Source organism: Lysobacter antibioticus (genome assembly GCF_000731095.1).
Taxonomy (GTDB): Bacteria; Pseudomonadota; Gammaproteobacteria; order Xanthomonadales; family Xanthomonadaceae; genus Lysobacter; species Lysobacter antibioticus_B.
Genome location: NZ_JMTZ01000167.1, coordinates 1 through 20,438, shown reverse-complemented (window position 1 = coordinate 20,438; position 20,438 = coordinate 1). Strand labels below are relative to the sequence as shown.

The window sequence follows — 20,438 nt, the reverse complement described above, 5'->3', positions numbered from 1 at the left end:
AGTTCCTTCATCGGATGATGGCTTGCCGCAAGCGGTGAGGGCCAGCAAGATTGCAAATGCGATCGAAAATTCTTTCGCATGCCGTCGTGATGAGTGCGATCTGTAGCGTTTTGCGCCGTCGAAGTAAAGGCGAGCTACTTTCAACAATCTGCGACCATCGAACCGCCAGCTGTTCGTGTAAACGACGTTGGGCATGCGCTTTTTCCAGTGAAGGGCACCATGCGCGCGCAGTGCGGATCACCGCGACGCGCGCGCTGTGTCGGTGACGAATCAGTGAGCGGCGCCCTGCTCGGGTTCCCAAACGAAGCTGTCGCCCTGGGCCTTGATATGGCCCAGCCCGGGGAAGGGGAAATGCACCGAGTACACGCGCAGTTTGCCGTCGGCGGCACGTTGCAGGAGCGCGCGCCGGCTGGTCTGGGCCAGCGGTGCGTTCATGTCGTACTGCACCGTCCAATTCGGGCGCTGCACCGAGATCACGTAATGATGCGCGGTGTCGCCGATATAGAGCAGGCGTTCGTCGCCCGATGCGATCTCGTAGGCGCTGTGCCCGGGCGTGTGCCCGTCGACGGCTACCGCGGTGACCACGCCGGGAACGATCGCCGCACCGGGCTGGAAGGTCGCGACCTTCGGCGCGATCGCGGCGACCAGTGCGGCGGCGTCGCGGTCGCCTTTCAGGGATTCCCATTCGGGCGCCGAGAGATGGATGGCCGCGTTGGGGAAGGCCAACGAGCCTTCGCGCGTCAGCAGGCCGCCCACATGATCCTGGTGCTGGTGCGTGATGAAGATGTCGGTGACCTGCGAGGGCTCGACGCCGGCCGCGCGCAGCGAAGCGGGCAAGCGCCCGGCGCGCGCGAACGAAGCATCCGCTGCGCCGGTGTCGAACAGCAGGGTGCGCGCCCCGCTGCGGACCAGCAAGGGCTGGATGCTGAGGTGCAGTACGTCGGTCGGCGCACCCGCGGCGGTAAGCAGCGCGTTCACCTGATCGGCGGGCTGGCCGATGGCGAAGGTCTTGCCGTCGTTGGCGGCTTCGATGTCGCCGTCTTTCAATGCTGCCGCCTCGAGCGTGCCGATGCGGAAGCGCAGCACGTCGGGGTTGCTCGCTTGCTGCGGTGCCGAGGGCGTGGTCGGCGTCGGCGTGTCGGTCGCGACAGACTGGGGTTGCGAGCATCCGGATAGCATCGCGCTGGCGAGGAGCGCACTGGCCAGGGGCGCGATAGCGAAGACAAAGCGGCAGGTGCGAGTCATCAAGTTGCTCTCGAGAAGGGGCGGTGGTGTTTGCCGATGACCGGCATCGCGATTCGACGAGCTTATATACGGCGATGTCCGCCAACAAGGCGATGCACATCATCGCTGACCAGCGGGCATCCATGGACATGAGGTATGAAACGATGTGAATCGCGTGGTGGACTCTTTTGGATTAATGCTCGGTCCGCAATGGACAGTGGCGACGCAGCTCGAAGAGAGCGTCCGATTTCTGCGTCCTGCGGCGGACGCAGTTGCGTTCCGGAACCGGCCATTGCAACGCGTCGGCAAGGCTTCGCTTCGCGACTCACCCAATCTATCGCCTACACGACGCGCATCAACTCTGCCGAGAGAACCGCATCACCGTTGAGCGCGGTTCGCCCATCGCGTTGCGAATCCTTCCCGCACCGTCCCGGTTCCGACCCGGTTTCGTCCTGTCGCGGCGGTGGATATGCGTTTACAACCGGGGCGACGAATCAGTGCGCCAACCGGCAGTTGCAGCCAGGCTGCAGCCCCGCCGCTTCGGTTGATGCAGGCGGCCTTCGTGGGCGGGCCGAATCCAGGCTGGGTTACCGATCGCGCGGGGCAGGCGAAGTCTTGAGCGGTTGAAGTCGCCGGGCGCGTCGGACCGCCCGGCGGCATGCGGGCCCGGTGCAAGGCCGGGCCCGCGTTTTGACCTGCAGGGGAGAGGCCCAGAGGAGGAGGCCAGAGGGAGGCGTGGGGCGGGGCCGGGCGAGGGATCTCCCGGCCCCTTCCATGAACGAATCGCCCCAATTTCCCCCAACCGCCCGATCCGGACCGATTTGGGGTGGCCTTGGCCTATCGAAACCCGGATAATGCACAAAAGCCGGCCGGGGACATCCCCGCCGGCTTTTTTCCGTTCATGGCCCTGTGGCGCGGCATCGGCTGCGACTGGGTCGGGGCGGTCGCCTCGCGGCCAATGCCGCTTTCACAGCAAGCGCAGGAGTTACAAGGTCATGGGTCAGTCAGTCGTCGTTCTCGGTGCCCAATGGGGCGATGAAGGCAAGGGCAAAATCGTCGACCTGCTGACCGAGCAGATCGGCGCCGTCGTGCGGTTCCAGGGCGGCCACAACGCCGGCCATACCCTCGTCATCGGCGGCAAGAAGACCGTCCTCCACCTGATTCCGTCGGGCATCCTGCGCGACGATGCGTTGTGCCTGATCGGCAACGGCGTCGTGTTGAGCCCGGCCGCGCTGCGCAAGGAGATCGGCGAGCTCGAGGAGACCGGCGTGGAAGTGCGTTCGCGCCTCAAGATCAGCCCGGCCACGCCGCTGATCATGCCGTACCACATCGCCCTGGATCAGGCCCGGGAGAAGGCCGCCGGCGGCAAGGCCATCGGCACCACCGGCCGCGGCATCGGCCCGGCGTACGAAGACAAGGTGGCGCGCCGCGGCATCCGCGTCGCCGACCTGCATTACCCGACCCAACTCGCCGAGCAACTGCGCACCGCGCTCGACTATCACAACTTCGTCCTGACCAAGTACCTGGGCGTCGACGCGGTCGACTACCAGCAGACCCTGGACGAGGCGCTGGCCTTCGGCGAATACGTCGAGCCGATGAAGTCCGACGTCGCCGGCATCCTTCACGACCTGCGCAAGCAGGGCAAGCGCGTGCTGTTCGAAGGCGCGCAGGGCTCGCTGCTCGACATCGACCACGGCACCTATCCCTACGTCACCTCGTCCAACACCACCGTCGGCGGCGCGCTCGCCGGCACCGGCGTCGGCGCGGACTCGATCGACTACGTGCTCGGCATCGCCAAGGCCTACGCGACCCGCGTCGGCGGCGGCCCGTTCCCGACCGAACTCGACGACGAAGTCGGCCAGGGCATCCGCGACCGCGGCCAGGAATACGGCGCCACCACCGGCCGCCCGCGCCGCTGCGGCTGGATCGACATCGTCGCGCTGAAGCGTGCGGTGGCGATCAACGGCATCACCGGCCTGTGCATCACCAAGCTCGACGTGCTCGACGGCATGAAGACGCTGAAGATCTGCATCGCCTACGAATACCGCGGCAAGCGCACCGAGTACGCGCCGCTCGACGCCGCCGGCTGGGACGAGTGCACGCCGGTTTACCTGGAGTTCCCGGGTTGGGAAGAGAACACCCACGGCATCACCGAGTGGGACAAGCTGCCGGCCGCGGCCCGCGCCTACCTGCGCGCGCTGGAAGAACTGGCCGGCTGCCAGTTGGCGATTGTCTCGACCGGTCCGGACCGCGCCCACACCATGGTGCTGCGCGATCCCTGGGCGTAAATGTCCAGCGACCGGCGCCCGCCGACGCGATGAACGACGAAGCCCCGCGAAAGCGGGGCTTTTTCGTGGCGCCGGCGCCGCGGCCGGCAGCGGTGCCGCGATCTTGATTGGTGCCTGACACGATGCGCAGAGTCGATGAAAATGCGTCACTGCGGAATATTTGGATTGGATAAGGTAGGTCATCTCTTCCCGAGGCGTCCCTCATGTCCACGACCACGATCAACGCAGCATCGAAGCCCGAGTCCGAAAATCCGCAGCGCCCCAAGCGGGTGCTGATCGTCTACGCCCACCCCGAGCCGGCGTCGTTGAGCGGTTCGCTCAAGGACACGATGCAGGCGCATCTGCTCGCAAGCGGGCACGAGGTGCAGGTGACCGACCTGTATGCGCAAGGCTGGAAGGCCACCGTCGATGCCGGGGACTTTCCCGAACACGATCCGCGCGAACGCCTCACTGTAGTCAGCAGTTCCAAGCGCGCGTATGCCTCCAATGCGTTGACCGAAGACGTCGTGCGCGAACAGGAGAAACTGCGCTGGGCCGATGCGGTGATCCTGCAGTTTCCGCTGTGGTGGTTCACCATGCCGGCGATCCTCAAGGGCTGGATCGATCGCGTCTACGCTTATGGTTTCGCCTACGGCGTCGGCGAGCATTCCGACACGCGCTGGGGCGACCGTTACGGCGAAGGCCAATTCGCCGGCAAGCGCGCGATGTTGTCGGTCACCGCCGGCGGCTGGGCCGACCACTACGGCCCGCGCGGCATCAACGGCAACATCGACGACCTGCTGTTTCCGATCAACCACGGCGTGCTGTATTACCCGGGCTTCGACGTGCTGCCGCCGTTCGTGGTCTATCGCAGCGACGGCCTCAATGCCGAACGTTTCGCGGTTGCGCAAGACGAGCTGCGCCAGCGCATGGACAGTTTGTGGACGCAGGCGCCGATTCCGTACCGCAAACAGAATGCGGGCGACTACGAGGTGCCGTCGATGACGCTCAAGCCCGGGCTCGAATCGGTGGGCGCGCGCGGCTTCGCTCTGCATCTCGATCATCGCAGCGTGGTCGCCGACTGAGCGGGCTGTCGCGACGGTTGCAGCAGACGCGGCGCCTTTGGCCGCGTCGCGTCGTGGGGGCCGTTTTCCTCTTGGTCGGCACAGGAGACGGCCATGGCCACGCACTCGCACCTGTTCATCAAGAAGTTGCTCATCGCGGCCGCGGCGGCCTGCGGCCTGTTGCTGGTCGCCGGGCCGGCGCGAGCGGCCGAATGCGCGATGAGCCGTTCCTTCCTGCAGCCCGACGGCAATGCGCCCGGCGGCCAGACCGCGGTCTGGTCGGACCGCGAAGGCTCGGCGCTGCTGTTCGTCGAAGGCCTCAACGTCAACACCGACGGCACCCGCCGTTCCTACAGCGTCGAGGATTTCTGGGGCGAGACCCGTGCGCTCAACAATCTGTGCAATGCGATGAGCGATGCCTGCGCCGGTCTGTCCAGCGCCGGACTGAAAGCGCGCCGTATCGCCACGCAACAGGCCGCCGCGGCCGGCTGGCCGGCGGAGGCGTTGCGGCGCACCAAGATCTCTGCGGCGATCATTCCGTTCCGCGACGGTAAGCCCTGTCCGGCGGTGGACGGCTTCCTGGTCTCGGCGACCTCGTTGCGCAAGCCGGGCGGCGGCGACGCCTGCGACATCCAGACCTATGTCGATGCACTGGTGACGCCGGCGCTGGTGATTCCCAAGAGCCCGTCGCCGTTTTCCAGCCGGGCCAAGGTCGGCGACCTCGCGGTGGCGATGAAGCCGGGCAGCGATCAGCCGGTGTTCGCGGTGGTCGGCGACAGCGGCCCTTCGCGCGAACTCGGCGAGGCCTCGATCGCGCTCAACGGACGCCTGCTCGGTCGCAGCGCCTTGCCGGCCAACTATCGCGAGGTACGCGGCCGCGGCGAGTTCGGCGGCCGAGGCTGGACCGTGCCGCGGGCGATCGTGTTGATCTTTCCGGGCACCCGCGACACCGCGAACCCCTTCATGACCCCGCAACGCATCGACGAGGCGGCGCAGCGTCGCTTCGAACAATGGGGCGGCGTCGCGCGCCTGCAGGCCTGCGCCGAAGCCTATTCGCGCTGAGGCGCGGTTCGCTTCGGCCGCAGCGGCCGCGATAGCCAGCAAGGCCTTGTCATGCCGGCGGCATACCGCAGTGCCAGGATCGTCGTGCGCGAGCGACCTGGTCTGATTTTGTGACCGCGGTCCGCCTCGGCTGCGGGCTCTCACGGTTCTTGCTAGGCTGGCCCAGCCACGGTACGACACCGTATGTCGCAAGACGCTACGGTAGGGGATACGTTCCGCGCGCGTCGTTCGACGTCCCGCCATGCAGCGGGCCTATGGGGTAGGCAGTGCTCAGGAGGAGTGCAAGATGGCAGTAGTCGATATTCATGAGGTGTTCGCCGATCCGGCCGTGGCCGAATTGGCCGAGGCGGTCGCCGCCGGCGACAGCGCGGACATCCGGCGTTTGGCCGCGGGCGTGGACCTGCGTACGCATGGCGATAAGAACGTCACCCTGCTCGAATGGGCGGTGCTCAATCAAAGCCTCGACGGCCTGAAGGCCTTGCTCGAAGCCGGGGCCGATCCGGCCGAACCGGGCATCGACGGCGGCACGGTGGTGCACATGGCGGCGATGGCCAACGATCCGGCTTATCTCGACGTCCTGCTCGCGCACGGCGCAGCGCCGGACACCCCGCACGGCGAAAACGGCTCGGCCCCGCTCAGCGCGGCCTTGATGGGCGAGCGCTCGGCGCAGTTCCATCGCTTGCTCGAAGCCGGCGCCAACCCGAATCACGTCGACCGCCTGGGCAATACCGCCCTGCACGTGGCCGGCAAGATCAACCAACCCAATCGCGCGCTGGACTTGCTCAAGGCCGGCGCCGAGGCCGATGCGCGCAATCGCCAGAACGTCACCTTCCAGCGCTATCTGTTCATGACCCCGCCGAGCCTGTTGAACGCGCAGACCCGCCAGGATCGCGAGGCGCTGGTGGCCTGGTTGCGCGAGCACGGCGTCGCGGTGGAAAGCGGCGGCTGAGCGCTGCCGCAACTGGCAGCGCGTGGCGCGCGGATCAGGGGAGTGATCGCCGCCGCGCCGCACTCGGTAGTTAGGGGTTTCAAGGATTCCAGGGATTTCAGGGAGATCGAATCATGAGCGAGCAGTCCGCGCGTCCCGCCAGCGGCGGTGAACCGTCGTTTGCCGAGCAAGTCCGAGGCCAGGACGCCAAGCCGATCGACAAGACTTTGGCGCGGCTGATGGCCGACCTGTACGACGAAGGTCCCGGCATCGATGGCTTCAAGCCATTGAATGCCGAGCAGCTGCGCGACGCCGGCATCGACCCGGCCACGCTGAAGAACGAAGACAGCGGTTTCCTGGCGCGCATCTACGGCGACGACAAGGGCCACTACGTTCTCGCCTATTCCGGCACCGACGAAGGCAAGGACTGGCTGACCAATCTGCGCCAGGGCGTGGGCCTGGAAGACGCCCAGTACAACCAGGCCATCGCGCTCGCCCGCGAAGCGCGCGTCGCCTTCGGCAACGAAGTCGTCATCACCGGCCACTCGCTCGGCGGCGGCCTGGCCGGCGCGGCTTCGATCAGCAGCGGCATTCCGGCGGTGACCTTCAACTCGGCGGGCGTGCACGACAAGACCCTCGAACGCATCGGCATCGATGCCGACCGCGCCAAGGAAGAGGTGACCGACAGCGGCCAGGTCCGGCGCTATGCGGTCAAGAACGAAATCCTGACCGACCTGCAGGAGCACAGCATTCCGCTGAAGTGGGCGATGCCGGACGCGGTCGGCCACAAGATCGAACTGCCCGATCCCGACCCGCAATCGTTCTGGCGGCGGATGATTCCGGGCAACGGCATCAAGCACGGCATCGACGTGCATTACATCGATGCGGTGATCAAGGCGCAGGAGATGGCGTCGCCGACCTTGTATCCGCAAGGCACCGCCGCGGTGACGCCGCTGCACTCCGGCCGCGACGCGCACCCTGCGACGTCGCCGGCGAATCCGGATCACCCGAACCACGCCTTGTACGGCCAGGCCTTGCGCGGCCTGCAGGGCATCGACAGCCGCACCCTGGATTTCCAGGGCGAGCAGGGCTATCGCAACGCCGCGACCCATGCCGCCCATGATGCGCGCGCACACGGCATGGACCGGATCGATCACGTGGTAGCGAGCAACAACGGCGCCGGCTTCTTCGTCGTCCAGGGCGGGCTCGACGATCCGGGCAACCGTCGCGTGTTTCTCGATCAATCGCGCGCCTTGTCGCAGCCGGCCGAACAGCCGGTCGTGGCCCAGGTCGCGCAGACCGAAACGCCGGTGCAGACCGAGTCGCGCCGTGCCGTGATGGGCTGAGCTTCAATCCTCATCGGCTTCGGCGAACGGCGGCCTCGGGCCGCCGTTCGTTTATCCGCGGTAAGCGTCCGATCAGGCCTTCCAGGCGCCGACCGGCTGCTTCACCGCGACGTTGAGCCGGTTCCACACGTTGATGTTGGCGATCGACACGACCAGCGCGGCCAGCGAAGCTTCGTCGTAGTGCCTGGCGGCTTCGTTCCAGATCTCGTCGGAGACCGCATCGGGACGGTCGCTGATCCGCGTCAACGCCTCGGTCAGCGCCAGCGCGGCGCGCTCGGCCTCGTTGAAATAGGGCGCCTCGCGCCAGGCCGACACCGCGAACAAACGCTCGTCGCTCTCGCCGGCCTTCTTGCCCTCGCGCGCGTGCATGTCGACGCAGACGCTGCAGCCGTTGATCTGGCTGGCGCGCAGCTCGATCAGGATCAGCGTCCGAGCCGTTACGCCCTTGTTCTCGGTCGAGGCTTTCAGCGCCCACAGCGCTTTCATCGTGTCCGCGTGGATCAGGGCCGGGTTGTTCATTCGTGCTTGCGTATGCATGTCGTCGTTCCTCGTGGCTGGGTGTGTGTTGCATCGTCATAGGTCTGACGAACCAGCCACCGGGAACGTGACATGTCGGGGGGAAAATAGCCGGCAGTGCGGGTGCAGTCGCCACGGCGATTGCAAGGGGTGATTCTCAGGGCCGGCGCCGGGCCCGACGCCGGCCTTGCGCTGCGGCTTACTTCAAGCGCGACAGCAGTTCCTTCGCCACACCGACCGCCGAGGCCGGGTTCTGCCCGGTGATCAACTCGCGATCGACCACGACGTTCGCGCTCCACGGTGCGGTATTACTGCGATAAACCATGCCGGCCTGTTGCAGCGCGGTCTGCGGATAGAACTTCATCGCCCCGCCGCCGAGCGCGGCCTTGGCCAGCTCTTCTTCCTGGTTGCTGATCACGGCGACTTGGTAGCCGGCATAGATCCACTGCGTCGGCGCGGTGACCTTGCCGGAGTCCGCCAACTGTGCCGTGAACTGTTGAGCCTGCGGCAGGGTCGAGAGCAGGGCGATCGGACCGTGGCAGACCAGGGCGGTGGTCTTGCCGCGCTGGTGGAAATCGCCGAGCAGACGGCCGAGCGCCGGGCTGTGCAACAGATCCTGCATCGGCGCGTGGCCGCCGGGGATGTAGACCGCGTCGAATCGACCGTAGCCGATCTGTTCGATGCGGGCGAGGCTGAGCACCGGCGATGAGTCTTTCGCGGTGATCGCCAGGCGATCGAGCAGGGCTTGGTGCGTCTTCAAGGCCTCGGTGTCGCCGCCGAAGTACATCGGGTCGATCGACGAGCGGTCCACGGTCGGCGCCCGGCCTTGCGGCGTGGCGAAGGTGACCTGGTGGCCGGCATCGAGCAACAGCTTCACCGGCTGCATCAGTTCGTTGAGATAGAAGCCGGTGGCGAAGGTCTTGCCGTCCCTGAGGTCGAGGCGATCGGCATCGGACAGCACCACCAGGACATTGCCGGCGTGGGCGCTGCCGAAGCTGATCGCGAGAGCGATCGCAGCCACGAGTTTTTGTATCGGTTTCATCGAAGTAGTCCGTATGAGGAGAGTCAGGCGGAGGCCGGGGCGAGCAGCAGCTCGCGCATGGCCGCACCGACGGCGCTGGCCGATTGCGGGTTCTGGCCGGTGACGAGGCGGCCGTCGACGACGACCTGCGAGGTCCAGTCGGGCGCCGGCTGATGCTGCGCGCCGCGTGCGCTCAGCCGGCTGGCGAGCAGGAACGGCACCACGCCTTCCAGCTTCACGGCGCGCTCCTCATCGTCGGTGAACGCGCTTACGCGTTTGCCGGCGACCAGATAGGCGCCGTCGCTCAAGGTCACCTCGACCAGCGCGGCCGGGCCATGACAGACCGCGCCGACCACGCCGCCTGCCTCGTAAATCTCGCGTGTGACCCGCTGCACCGCCGGGCTGTTCGGGAAGTCCCACATCGCGCCATGGCCGCCGGCGAAGAAGATCGCCGAATAGCGGGACGCATCGGCGTCGTGCAGCGGCAAGGTCTGGCGCACGGCTTCGCGAAAGCGCGGGTCGTTCCAATAGCGTGCATTGATGGCGTCGTCGACGTCGGTGCCGTCCACCGGCGGTTCGCCGCCCTGGATCGAGGCGAACTCGACCGCGATGCCGGCGGCCTCGAGTTCGGCCAACGGATGAGTGACCTCGCCGAGGTAGTAGCCGGTCGACTGGCCGCTGTCGCCTTTACGGCCGTGGCTGGTGAGGACGAACAAGACCGGCTTGAGGCCGGCGGCAGGGTTCGGGGACATGCGTGTTCCTGAGGGGAAGTAGGTGATGGGCACTGTATTGCGTCTCCTGGCGGCGATAAAATCCTCAGCCGGGAAATGATTTGTTCTTTAGAGGCAAGAATGAGCCGGCGATTCGACCACCTCGGGGATGTGGAAGCCTTCGTTGCCGTGGTCGAGCACGGTTCCCTGACCGCGGCCGCGGTAGCGCTGTCGACCACGCCGTCGGTGATCAGTCGCGCCATCGGCCGGCTCGAAACCCGCCTGGGCAGCCAATTGCTGCGCCGGACCACCCGCCGCCAGGGCCTGACCGAGGCCGGTCGTGTGTACCTGGAGCATTCGCGCGCCGCCTTCGCCCTGATCGACGACGCCGAGCGCGCGATCCAGGGCCAGGACGGCGAACTGAGCGGGCGCGTGCGCCTCAGCGTGCCGACCACCTACGGTCATTACCGGTTGCCGGCGCTGTTGCAGCGCTTCGCCGTTCGGTACCCGCAGGTGCAGATCGAACTCAACATCGCCAACCGCAACGTCGATCTGGTCGCCGAGGGCTTCGACCTCGCGATACGCCTCGGCCAACTGCCCGACAGCGGTCTGGTCGCGCGCAAACTCGAAGACGCGGCCTTGTGCCTGGTCGCGTCGCCGGCCTACCTGGAACGCGCAGGTTTGCCGCGCGCCCTGGAAGACCTGCGCCGGCACGTCTGCATTCCCTTCGTGATGCCGAGCACCGGCCGTGTCGCGAACTGGCTGTTCCGCAGCGGGCCGGGCGCCGGCAGCGAGCGCAGCGATATCGACTGGACGCCGGCATCGCAGATGCTGGTATCCGACGACGTGCTGGGCGTGGTGTCGTTGGCCGAGCAGGGCGTCGGCATCTGCCAGAGCTACGACTTCATCGTCGAAGACCGGCTGCGGCGAGGCCGCCTGGTCGAATTGCTGCCGCAGTTGCGCGGCCGCTCGAGGCCATTCTCGGTGATCTACGCCCCGCATCGCCGTTTGTCGGCGGCGTCGCGGGCATTGATCGATATGTTGGCGGAGGGAGGGTGAGCCTGCGGGCGGCTAGGCCATTGGCAGGAGAATCTCGCGGTGGGGTATTTCGCAGTCCCGGCGACGGTACGCCGCTTTCGATGAACAACATCGGCGTAGCTGTTTCTGCGTGTCCCGCGGTCGCGGCTCATGCCGCTCCTGCAGGGGCTGCGTAGCACGATCGAACTCGCGCAGCCCTCATCAATCGATCCGATACACCCGCGCCTTCGGCATGTCCTCGTCGACCTGCAGGAACCAGCGGCCGGCGACGCCGGGGACGACCATGATCTCGGGCGAGGTCAGCGGCTTGCGCAGCTTCATGCTGCCCTTGAGCACTTTCCATTGCTGGCCGTTGTCGAGTTCGAACACGGTGCCCGGCTCCCAGCCCGCCACGTCGCCCTTGAGGCGGCTCTTGATCGGTTGGTCGTCGAGGCCGATGTATTGCACGGCGCTGCGCTGGCCGGTTCCCGCCACTGCCGATGCGGTGGGCGCCGCGGACGTCGCGGCGATGGCCGGGGCGGGGTCTTTATCGCTGGCTTCGCGCAACATGCGGTTGAGCAACTGCAGTTGCGCGGGCGACAGGCCGACTTCGCTGAGTTGTTCCGCGCTCAGGCGTTGCTCGATATCGATGTAGGCGGACTGCGCGAGGACCGTGAACGGGGCGAGCAGCAGGGCCAGCATCAGGCCGCGGATCAAGGGTCTCGCCATCGTTCTCGTCTCGCCTCGTTGCGGACCGTCGATCGGTCGCTTCAATGCCCGGTGCCGCGCTCGCGGATCCGGACCTGCGGCAGTGTGTGGCAGTCGTGTTGCAGAATTAAGACGGTCGGCACTAAGGCAATCCGCGCCTCCGGGCCGGGAGCTGCGGCGCTTACGGCGTCGCGTTGGCCGCAGCCGCGGCGGGATTCGGCGCCGACCACGCACGCACCTCGACGGTGAAGCCGTGGCGCATGCCGGGGTGGGATTCGGCGACGCGGGCGGCTTCGTCGAGGTCGCGCGCTTCCAGGAACAGCAGGGCGGTGATCGGCATGGGCTCGGCCTGGACGGCGTCGCGGTGCGGGCCGATGTGCCGGCTTTCGGGCGCGAGGATGCGCGGGGCGAGTCGGTGCCCGGCCTCGTTGTGCAGACGCGCCCAGGCACCGATGTCGCGGCCCAGGCTGAGTTGTTCGGCTTCGGACAAGGGGCCGCCATCGCGACGGAACAGGATGACGAAGGTATTCATGGCAGTCATGGAGGGACTCGCAGGTAGAGGGACGGTCGCCGCCGATGCGGACAGCGCGAGCGCGGGCCATAGCGCGGCGGAAAGCAGCGCGGCGCGCAATCGGGCGAGGCGGTAAGGGCGGACGGCGACCATGCGCGCATGCTGCCGCGAAGCCGGTGCGCCGGCTTGTAAAAAATCGGCGCTCAGGCCGGTTCGCGTGCAGCGAAGAAGGCGGCCGGTGCGCTGCCGGTCGCACGGCGGAAGTCGTGGTTGAAATGGGCTTGATCGTAATAACCGGCGGCCAGTGCGACCTCGGTCAGATCCAGGCCTGTCGCCTGCAGGCGCACCGCGTGTTGCAGCCGCAGCATCGAGGCGAATTTCTTCGGGGTCACCCCGACCACGCGGCGGAAGCGCCGTTCCAGCGCGCTTTGGCTCAGGCCGATGTGACGGGTCAGCGCGTCGATGCGATGGCCGGCGGGCCGGCGTTCGAGCCAGCTCACCGCCGCCGCCATCAGCGGGTCGGGTGCGCTTTCGCGTAAGCGCGCCAACAGGAAATGCTGCAACTGCGCGACGCGCTGGCGATGATCGGATGCGCTGGCGAGTTGTTCGTGCAGGCGTTCGAGCTCGTCGGCGCGATCGAGCGACTCGCTCAGGTCGGTCGTGGCGCCCCTGAACGCCTCCTGCGAGGGCCGCAGGAACGCGGCCGCGCCGACCGGGGTGAACGCGGCCAGCAGCACCGAATGCCCGGCGTGGTGGTCGTGCGCGCGCAAGGTGTCGCGCAAACCGGTGAACGCCGCTTGCGGCACCCAGCGCCCGCCGTCGATGCGACAGCGGCCGCGAAATGTAAACGCGGCCACGCTGCCGGTATCGGGCAGGTGGGTATCGGCGTGGTCGGCGGCGAACTCCACCACCATGAAACGCCGCACGAACGGTCGCAGCGCCGGGCACGGCGCTTGCTGGAACCATTGCATGTGGCGATGCGGGTTGCGGGCCATGCGCCTTGTGCCGTCGGGCAACGAAGGCGGCGGATCGTCCGCCGCTTCAGAGCGGCAACGCTACGGCAAGGAGCGAACGCCGGCAACGGCTCTTCGGTGGGCCTTGTTCTTCAGTGGGGCGTCGTTCTTCGGCGGAGCCTCGCTCTTCAATGGGGCGTCGTTCTTCGGCGGGGCCTCGCTCTTCAATGGGGCGCAGAGTCGGCGATGCGGCTATCGGTCGCGATCCAGTTCAGTTCCCAGCTCTTGCCGTCGTCGGCGGAGAAAGCCTGCTCGAAACGACAGACGTCGCGCGTCGCGCATTCGATGACGAAGCGGACCAGGATCGGCCGGCCGTCCAAGCTATCGCGTCCGAAGAATTCACCGCGCCCGTTCTTGAAGGCGCCGGCGATCGGCGCGGTCAGCGTGCCCGAGCGCAGGCTGGCGTAGTTGATGTTCCACTGCCGCGTCTGCGGTTCGTACAGGCGCAACGAAATGCCTTGGATGCGACCGGAGGGGCCTGCGATGTCGAGCTCGGCGAGGTTGGCGCGGCCGTCGAACAGCTTGCGCACCACGGTGGTGCCTTCCAGCTCGACCCAAGTCTGGCTGCCGCTGAGCGGGCTCTGCAGCCGCGACACCCGGGTTGTCCAGGCGCCGATCTCCCAGTCGAAGTCGTGCTGTCCATCCGGCGCTGTGGCGCTGGCGGCGTTCTTCGCGGGCGTAGGCGCGGCTTGAGCGGCCTGGGCATCGAATGCGAGCAGGACGGCGAGGCTGGCGGCCAACAGGCCGATGCGAAGGAGAGGGGCGGCGATCATCGTTGGGCTCGGTGTCGGCGGGCTCGACCTGCGAGCGGTGACCGCACCATGCGATGGCGCCTGCAGCGCAGCAAGGGCCATTCTGGCATCGGCGGCGATGCCACCGCGTCGGTGCCGTGCCGATGTCGAGGTATCGGGTTGGACGGCAAGCGCGCGGTCGGTTTCCGCTGGACGCGCCGAGCACCGGGAGCAGGCGTTCTCGCAGGACGGCGGCCGTCATCGGGAAACCCACTGGACGATGGAGCACGCGCGCATCAAGGGCTAGTATGCGCGGCATGGCCAAGCATGCCGGTTCGGTATTCTCCGTCGACGTCACCGGTCTCGAGACGGGACAGGGCCAGCCTGCGTACGCACGTATTTGCGAGCGCATCCGCAGCGCCATCGTCAGCGGCGCGCTGGCACCGAATGCGCGCCTGCCGTCGAGCCGGGTCCTGGCCCAGGACCTCGGCGTCGCCCGCAACACCGTCGATTGGGCACTGGGTCAGTTGGTCGCCGACGGCTATATCGTGCGCCGCCGCGGCGCCGGCAGTTTCGTCGCCGCAAGCCTGCCCGAACGCGATACGCGTCCACTCGCAGCCAAACGCAGCACGCAGGCCGCGGCTGCCGAGGGCGAACGTCGATTGTCGCGGCGAGCGATTGCGCTGCGGAGTTATCCCGGCCATTACCAGCCGGCGTCGGCGGTCCCGTTCACGCCTTCGCTGCCGCCGATCGACCTGTTTCCGCGCGCGGTGTGGAATCGTCTGCTGCAGCGCGAGGCCACCCGGGCCGGCACTGCGTACTGGGTTTACGGTGCCAGCAACGGTTTGCCCGCGTTGCGTGAGGCCATCGCCGCGCACGCCTCGGCGATGCGCGCCACGCGCTGTTCGCCCGAACAGGTGATCGTGGTCACCAGCACGCAGCAGGCGGTGGAACTGGCCGGAAAAGTATTGGCCGATACCGGCGACCTCGCCTGGGCGGAAACGCCGGGCTACCAGCCGGTGCAGCACTGCCTGCGTGCGGCCGGCCTGCAAGTCGTGCCGGTGCCGGTCGACGAACAGGGGCTCGATGTCGCCGCGGGCCGCAGGTTGGCGCCGGATGCGCGCCTGGCCTACGTCACGCCCGCGCACCAGTATCCGATGGGCTACGAAATGTCGATGGAGCGGCGCCAGGCCTTGCTCGACTGGACTCGGCAACACGACGCCTATGTCATCGAAGACGATTACGACGGCGACTACCGCTACGAAGGCCGGCCGATCGCCTCCCTGCAAGGCATGGACGATGACGGACGCGTCATCTACGTCGGCAGTTTCAACAAGATCCTGTTTCCGGCGCTGCGTATCGCCTACGCCATCGTGCCCGAGCCCCTGGTCGCGGCCTTCGTCGATGCCAAACATGTCGCCGATGGCCATACCGCCTTGCTGATGCAGGGCGTGTTGGCGGCCTTCATTCACGAAGGCCATCTGGCCCGCCACCTGCGCAAGACCCGCACGATCTACGACGAGCGCCGTTTGGATTTCCTCGAGCAGGCCCGTGCGTTGGCCGAGGCACTGGAGTTCGGCCCCGCCACCGCCGGCATGCATGTCGCCGCCTTGTTCAAGCCGGGCCTGGCGATCGACGATCGCGCCGTCGCCGCCGAATGCGCGCGCGCCGGCGTGGTGGTTCACCCCTTGTCGAAGTACGGTGCGAGCGAGCGTGGCGGCCTGGTGTTCGGATTCGCTGGCGCATCGCACGCGGCGACCCGTTCCGGCTTGGAGATCGTAGGCCAGGCCATCGCTGCCGTTCGTTCCATCGACGCTGGTTGCAGCTCCTGATTGCAAGCTTGTTCGGTACGCACGGAGGCCACGGATGCAAGCCAGAACCCCGGATCGAATCGGCTGGGCGGTCGAGCGGCTCGATCCGGCCGGCGCCGACGAATTGCTCGAAATCGGTTGCGGCAACGGCGCCGCCGTGGCGTTGGTCTGTCCACGCCTCGAACGCGGGCGGATCACCGCGATCGACCGTTCGCCCACGGCCATCGCGACCGCGACCAAGCGCAACGCCGCTCATATCGCATCCGGTAAGGCCGTGTTTCTCGCCACCGAGCTGGCTTGCTTCGAATCGTCGGCGCACAGCTTCGACAAGGCATTCGCCGTCAACGTCAATGTCTTCTGGCTGCGGCCGACGGCCGAGTTGCGGGTGTTGGCGCGCGTGCTCAAGCCCGGTGGCGCGCTGTGCCTGGCGTTTCAGCCGCCGAACGAATCGCAGCTCGATTCGATCGCTACGGCATGCGCCGCGCGGCTGGCCGCGCAGGGTTTCGTCGAGATCCGAACGGTCCGCGACAGGTTCGACAGTGGCCCGTTGGTATGCGTGCATGCCCTGCGGGGCGAGCCATAATCCCTGGTCGAAGGCCGTGCCTGGAAATGCATGCGATGGGGGATCTGCCCGCGTCGTTCGTGGCGAGTGACGATCACGGACGCGATCCCGAATCGGTCACGATTGGCATCTGCATGCAGCCGATTCGTGGCTCGCATGCTTGATCGTGCGCGCGTGGTTCGCTGAAGTCGAGCCTCCCCATGGAGTGGAGCGTATCGATGAAAAAGGTGACCGCAGGTTTCCTGCATATGTTGGCTTTGTGCCTGCTGTTGACGGTGTCGCAATCGGCCCTGGCTCAATCGGCGCTGAAACAGATCCCCGAGGGCACGACCCTGTGGGCCGGGCAATCGATCTATTCCAACAACCTGCAGTACCGGTTGACCATGCAGGGCGACGGCAACCTGGTGTTCTACCGCGTCGCCGACTCGCGCCCGCTGTGGAACAGCCAGACCCACGGCAGCGGCGGCTACAAGACCGTCTTCGAGCCCTTCGCGGTGTTCAATGTCCTGCGCATCTCCGACGATGCGGTGCTGTGGACCAGCCGCGGCGGCGTCATCGGCGCACCGTATCCGGGCATGGCCTGGTACATCACCGATCAAGGCGATTTCCTGGCGCTGTACAACCAAGGCTTGGTGATCCGTCAGCTTGCCAACGATCCCGATAACTGATCGGCCGGATCCATCGCGATAGTCGAATCTGCAAGGCGAAGGCCCCGCGAGCGATCGCGGGGCTCCTTGTTTGGCCGCGAGGCAGGCTACGCTCGTTGCGCACTGTGAAGCGGCACGCGGCCTGCGTTCCGGCGCGTGATTAGAATTCGGATCCCCCATCGCTTTCGCGCGCATCGCAACGACGGTTGCGCGGGAGCCCGCAAAGGACGATCCGCAATGAAGATACGGCGACACTCGCTGGCCAGCGCATTGGCGTTCCTGGCCGCTACGACGATGTTCGCGGCGCCGCAGCTCGCCGCGAACGCGCAGCAGCCGGCAGCCGCACCGTTCCATGCCTACGACAATACTCACTACCAGGATGTCGATCTGGTCGGCGAGGCCGGGCTGGTCAAGGCGAACATCCTGTACCAGCGACAGGAGTGGATCGCCTGCACCGCCGACGACAAGCTGCCGCCTAAGGCCGAGTTCCAGGCCGCGGTACAGGCCGCCGCGGTGCACCGCGGGCCGGTCGTGCTCGACTTCGAGAACATCTGGATCAAGAACGTCGATGCCGCACAAGCGCATCGACGCTACAGACTCTGGCGCCAGCTGTTCCTCTGGGCCAAGGAAGCAGCGCCCGGCCACATGATCGGCGCCTACGACCTGCTCGGGCCGAACAGCGATCAGTACCTCGATTGCGCACGCGATCTGTCGCAATACCAGGACGGTTTCTTCCCGCATTTGTACACGGCTCCCACGCTGACTCAGGCGACCTGGGAACGCCGGCTCGACAATCGCGTGGTCTCCGCTCGCAACGTTAACTCCAGCAAGCCGCTGATTCCCTATATCCGGCCGCAGGAAGAGGCGACCTGCGGCGGCGATCCCGAGCCCACGTACCTGCCCGCGGATCGCTGGCGTCGGCAATTGGATCAACTGGGCGCGAAGGCTTCGGGTTTCATCGTCTGGAGCCCGGTGATGTGCTCGCACAACGTCGGTGAGAACCGCGGCTGGATTACCGAGACCGTCGACTTCATGCGGAGCCTGCCGTCCGCTTCGTCGACCGTTGCGCAGACGCGATCCTGGCCGCTCGCACCGCCGCTGCCCGCGTGCGCGCCGACGCCAGGCGTCAGCGTGCCGGTGCCGGCGCCGGCGCCGATATCCAGGGTTTTGCCCACGCCGGCGGCGATGCAGGCCGCTGCAGTGCAATGCGAGGCGCTGCCTGCATTTTGATCGCACAGACTTTCGAGGATGACGAGAAAGGCCCCGCATCGGCGGGGCCTTTCCTGGGGGCGCGCGATCGATGGTTCGCAGCGTCGGCTGCGAGCCATCACTCGATGGTCATGTCGATCCGCGCCCGGTCGTTGTTGGCGATGCTGCCGTCGGCGCCGTCGGAAACGAAGAACAGGTCCATCGTCAGACGGTGGGGGTCGGAGTCGAGGATGCGGCCCAGGGTCATGCCGAACTGGAACGGGTCCTTGTACTCGCCGAGTCTCTCGGCGCTGTTGCCGGGCAGGGTGCCTTCGGCGTGGGCCGTGATGTTGGTCTGCTTCATCAAGGCCTGCATCTGCGCTTCGGTGAACGTCACCTTGGCGTCCTTTCCGACCTGCACCGGGCCATTACCCTTGATGTCGCCGGTGAGCATGTAGTTCCAGGTCTTGGCGTCGGCGTCGGTGGGCACCTTGAGGTTGTACTCGTAGGTACGTTCGGAGGCGATCTCGTTGCCTTGGGCGTCGTAGTGGCAGACGACCTGAAGGGGCGGGTCGTCGTTGCCGCGCATCGGCGGGGTGATCGTGTAACTGTAAGACCCGTCCGGATAGCTGGTCTTGACGTAACCGTAGGTGGTTTGCGGGCCGCCGAACGAGGCGTAGGCGCGGGCCATGGTGTCGCCCTGCTCGTAGGAGACTTCGCCGTTCAAGCGCAACTGGTCGGAGAAGTTGTAGCGCTCGAGCGTAGCGACGTTGCTGACGCCGTCGTTCTGGGCGGCGACTTCGCCGGTGGCGGTGAAATGGGCGTAGGCGGCCTGGCCGTCGGGCTTGGACAGGTCGAACTCGGCCGTGCGCAGCACCGAATGCCCCTTGTTGGCCTGGATGCCCGGGCCGAGATCGAGGCTGAGCGGGCCGAAGTTGATCGACGGCAGCACGCCGCTCTTTTGCTCGATCGCCTGCAGTGCGCCGATATCGACGCGCACGCTGGTTTCGCTGGTGCGGGTGACGCTGTAGGCCGAACCGGTAGCGACTTTGTTCTCGCCGTCGGCGGTCACGCCCAGGCGTGGGCCCTTCGGGAAGGCGTCGTCGAAGAGCTTCTGGAACGCCGCGGAGAACTGGGTCTGGGTGAAGTTCTGCGAGTCCAGGGTTACGGTGGCACCGACCGGGATCGTGGTCGGGTCGAAGGGATTCACCTTGGCGGCGGTTTGCGGGTTCTGGTTCTCGCCCGGCAATACGACCTTGTAGCGCAGGCGATGACCTGCGCCTGCGCTGCCTTCGACATCGACGCTCTTGTTGCCGGCGCCGGCAGCGCCGGATACCGAGAACACGGCGGTGACTTCGAACTCGGTCTTGCCGTCCTTGTTTTGCTGCTTGACCTCGATCTCCGAATCCTGGCGCATCTCGATGCCGCCGGGGCCGGGCACGGTGCTGCCCTGGGTCAGCTTGACGCTGCCGTTGCCCGGGCTCCAGGAAATGCCGCCGCGCTGGCTGCCGTCGCTGACCTCCACGCCGTACTCGCTGGAGGCGGTGGGGTGGGTCGGGTCGAAGTCGGTGACGATGGTTTCTTCGGTGACGCTCATCGTCGCCGCGGGGATCTTGAGCTCGTCGCCGTGAAAGATCGGATCGCCCTTGCCGGTCATGCTGGCTTCCATCCGCCGTTCCTTGTCCTGGAACAGTTCCGGGTTGGCCTGACGCAGCGCCTGTGGTGTGATGCCGTAGAGAGCGGCGATTTCGACGACGCTCTGGTCGTTGACGACGGTATGAGTCTGGGGTTGGTTCTGCGGTTGGGGCAGGGTGGGCGACGGGCCCTGGGTGGCGTAGACACCGGTCATGAGTGGCATGGGCGCAACTGTGAGGATGGTCGCGACTTTACAGTTGCGCTGGCTTGCGGGGGACTAGGGGTGACCCCAGGATTCGGGGCGGATTTGTGCAGTAATGAAACAATTCGCGGTTCGCGTTCGCGATTGCACCGTTAAGCCGGCTGTTTTGCTGTCTTGCTTTTGCTGTGCAAGCTTGGCGCAGTACCGAGCTCGCGATGTAACCGTAGACCCGGAGGGCGGCGCACAGGACGTGCGCCGTTTTTCGATAGGACAAG

The 20,438-nt window shown here is 66.7% G+C and carries 19 protein-coding genes; 10 read left to right on the top strand and 9 right to left on the bottom strand.

What is annotated here, in order from left to right:
- Nucleotides 1-270: 270 nt before the first annotated feature.
- Complete coding sequence (locus EX88_RS0123075; RefSeq protein WP_081931399.1) at nt 271-1,245, bottom strand: MBL fold metallo-hydrolase; 975 nt, start codon at nt 1,243-1,245, stop codon at nt 271-273.
- 974 nt (nt 1,246-2,219) lie between these two features.
- Here EX88_RS0123075 and EX88_RS0123065 point away from each other — a divergent pair.
- From EX88_RS0123065 to EX88_RS0123045, 5 genes are all read left to right on the top strand, one after another.
- Nucleotides 2,220-3,512 (top strand): adenylosuccinate synthase, encoded by a 1,293-nt coding sequence (locus EX88_RS0123065; RefSeq protein ID WP_031374330.1) that lies wholly within the window; start codon nt 2,220-2,222, stop codon nt 3,510-3,512.
- 203 nt (nt 3,513-3,715) lie between these two features.
- On the top strand, nt 3,716-4,576 hold the full coding sequence (locus tag EX88_RS0123060) for an NAD(P)H-dependent oxidoreductase (protein ID WP_081931398.1): 861 nt from the start codon (nt 3,716-3,718) through the stop codon (nt 4,574-4,576).
- Nucleotides 4,577-4,669: 93 nt separating this feature from the next.
- A complete protein-coding gene (locus tag EX88_RS0123055; protein ID WP_031374328.1) occupies nt 4,670-5,617 on the top strand; it encodes a glycoside hydrolase family 75 protein in 948 nt (315 codons plus the stop codon).
- A gap of 286 nt (nt 5,618-5,903) precedes the next feature.
- Nucleotides 5,904-6,566, top strand: coding sequence for an ankyrin repeat domain-containing protein (locus EX88_RS0123050; protein WP_031374327.1), 663 nt, complete (start codon nt 5,904-5,906; stop codon nt 6,564-6,566).
- Between the two features lie 113 nt (nt 6,567-6,679).
- Entirely contained in the window at nt 6,680-7,891 is a 1,212-nt protein-coding gene (locus tag EX88_RS0123045; protein ID WP_031374326.1) for an XVIPCD domain-containing protein, read from the top strand.
- A 72-nt stretch (nt 7,892-7,963) separates the two neighbouring features.
- On the opposite strand, the gene EX88_RS0123040 is transcribed toward EX88_RS0123045, so the two are convergent.
- The 3 genes from EX88_RS0123040 to EX88_RS0123030 all read right to left on the bottom strand — a co-directional run bounded on the left by EX88_RS0123040 (nt 7,964) and on the right by EX88_RS0123030 (nt 10,180).
- Nucleotides 7,964-8,428, bottom strand: a complete 465-nt coding sequence (locus EX88_RS0123040; protein WP_031374325.1) for a carboxymuconolactone decarboxylase family protein — start codon at nt 8,426-8,428, stop codon at nt 7,964-7,966.
- A 178-nt stretch (nt 8,429-8,606) separates the two neighbouring features.
- Nucleotides 8,607-9,449: a type 1 glutamine amidotransferase domain-containing protein gene (locus tag EX88_RS0123035; protein ID WP_031374324.1), complete on the bottom strand. Its 843-nt coding sequence runs from the start codon at nt 9,447-9,449 to the stop codon at nt 8,607-8,609.
- 23 nt (nt 9,450-9,472) lie between these two features.
- Nucleotides 9,473-10,180 carry a type 1 glutamine amidotransferase domain-containing protein gene (locus EX88_RS0123030; RefSeq protein WP_031374323.1) on the bottom strand — a complete coding sequence of 236 codons (708 nt, stop codon included), beginning with the start codon at nt 10,178-10,180 and terminating at the stop codon, nt 9,473-9,475.
- Between the two features lie 99 nt (nt 10,181-10,279).
- On the opposite strand from EX88_RS0123030, the gene EX88_RS0123025 reads away from it, so the two are divergent.
- Nucleotides 10,280-11,197 carry a LysR family transcriptional regulator gene (locus EX88_RS0123025; protein WP_031374322.1) on the top strand — a complete coding sequence of 306 codons (918 nt, stop codon included), beginning with the start codon at nt 10,280-10,282 and terminating at the stop codon, nt 11,195-11,197.
- A 180-nt stretch (nt 11,198-11,377) separates the two neighbouring features.
- Here the strand turns inward: EX88_RS0123025 and EX88_RS0123020 are convergent, their stop codons facing one another.
- The 4 genes from EX88_RS0123020 to EX88_RS0123005 all read right to left on the bottom strand — a co-directional run bounded on the left by EX88_RS0123020 (nt 11,378) and on the right by EX88_RS0123005 (nt 14,160).
- Complete coding sequence (locus tag EX88_RS0123020) at nt 11,378-11,884, bottom strand: hypothetical protein (protein ID WP_235186410.1); 507 nt, start codon at nt 11,882-11,884, stop codon at nt 11,378-11,380.
- Between the two features lie 160 nt (nt 11,885-12,044).
- Nucleotides 12,045-12,404 carry a hypothetical protein gene (locus EX88_RS0123015; RefSeq protein WP_031374320.1) on the bottom strand — a complete coding sequence of 120 codons (360 nt, stop codon included), beginning with the start codon at nt 12,402-12,404 and terminating at the stop codon, nt 12,045-12,047.
- Nucleotides 12,405-12,577: 173 nt separating this feature from the next.
- Nucleotides 12,578-13,369, bottom strand: coding sequence for an AraC family transcriptional regulator (locus EX88_RS24145; protein ID WP_051885471.1), 792 nt, complete (start codon nt 13,367-13,369; stop codon nt 12,578-12,580).
- A gap of 182 nt (nt 13,370-13,551) precedes the next feature.
- Nucleotides 13,552-14,160, bottom strand: a complete 609-nt coding sequence (locus EX88_RS0123005; protein WP_031374318.1) for a hypothetical protein — start codon at nt 14,158-14,160, stop codon at nt 13,552-13,554.
- 275 nt (nt 14,161-14,435) lie between these two features.
- Between EX88_RS0123005 and EX88_RS0123000 the strand changes: the two genes are divergently transcribed.
- The 4 genes from EX88_RS0123000 to EX88_RS0122985 all read left to right on the top strand — a co-directional run bounded on the left by EX88_RS0123000 (nt 14,436) and on the right by EX88_RS0122985 (nt 18,368).
- Nucleotides 14,436-15,950 (top strand): PLP-dependent aminotransferase family protein, encoded by a 1,515-nt coding sequence (locus tag EX88_RS0123000; RefSeq protein WP_161786177.1) that lies wholly within the window; start codon nt 14,436-14,438, stop codon nt 15,948-15,950.
- Between the two features lie 34 nt (nt 15,951-15,984).
- The gene (locus tag EX88_RS0122995) at nt 15,985-16,512 is read left to right on the top strand and encodes a class I SAM-dependent methyltransferase (protein ID WP_051885469.1); all 528 of its coding nucleotides are present in this window, start codon (nt 15,985-15,987) and stop codon (nt 16,510-16,512) included.
- 197 nt (nt 16,513-16,709) lie between these two features.
- Complete coding sequence (locus tag EX88_RS0122990; protein WP_031374315.1) at nt 16,710-17,159, top strand: hypothetical protein; 450 nt, start codon at nt 16,710-16,712, stop codon at nt 17,157-17,159.
- A 216-nt stretch (nt 17,160-17,375) separates the two neighbouring features.
- Nucleotides 17,376-18,368, top strand: a complete 993-nt coding sequence (locus EX88_RS0122985) for a hypothetical protein (protein ID WP_152566438.1) — start codon at nt 17,376-17,378, stop codon at nt 18,366-18,368.
- Between the two features lie 97 nt (nt 18,369-18,465).
- On the opposite strand, the gene EX88_RS0122980 is transcribed toward EX88_RS0122985, so the two are convergent.
- A complete protein-coding gene (locus EX88_RS0122980; RefSeq protein ID WP_161786176.1) occupies nt 18,466-20,184 on the bottom strand; it encodes a LysM peptidoglycan-binding domain-containing protein in 1,719 nt (572 codons plus the stop codon).
- Nucleotides 20,185-20,438: the final 254 nt, after the last annotated feature.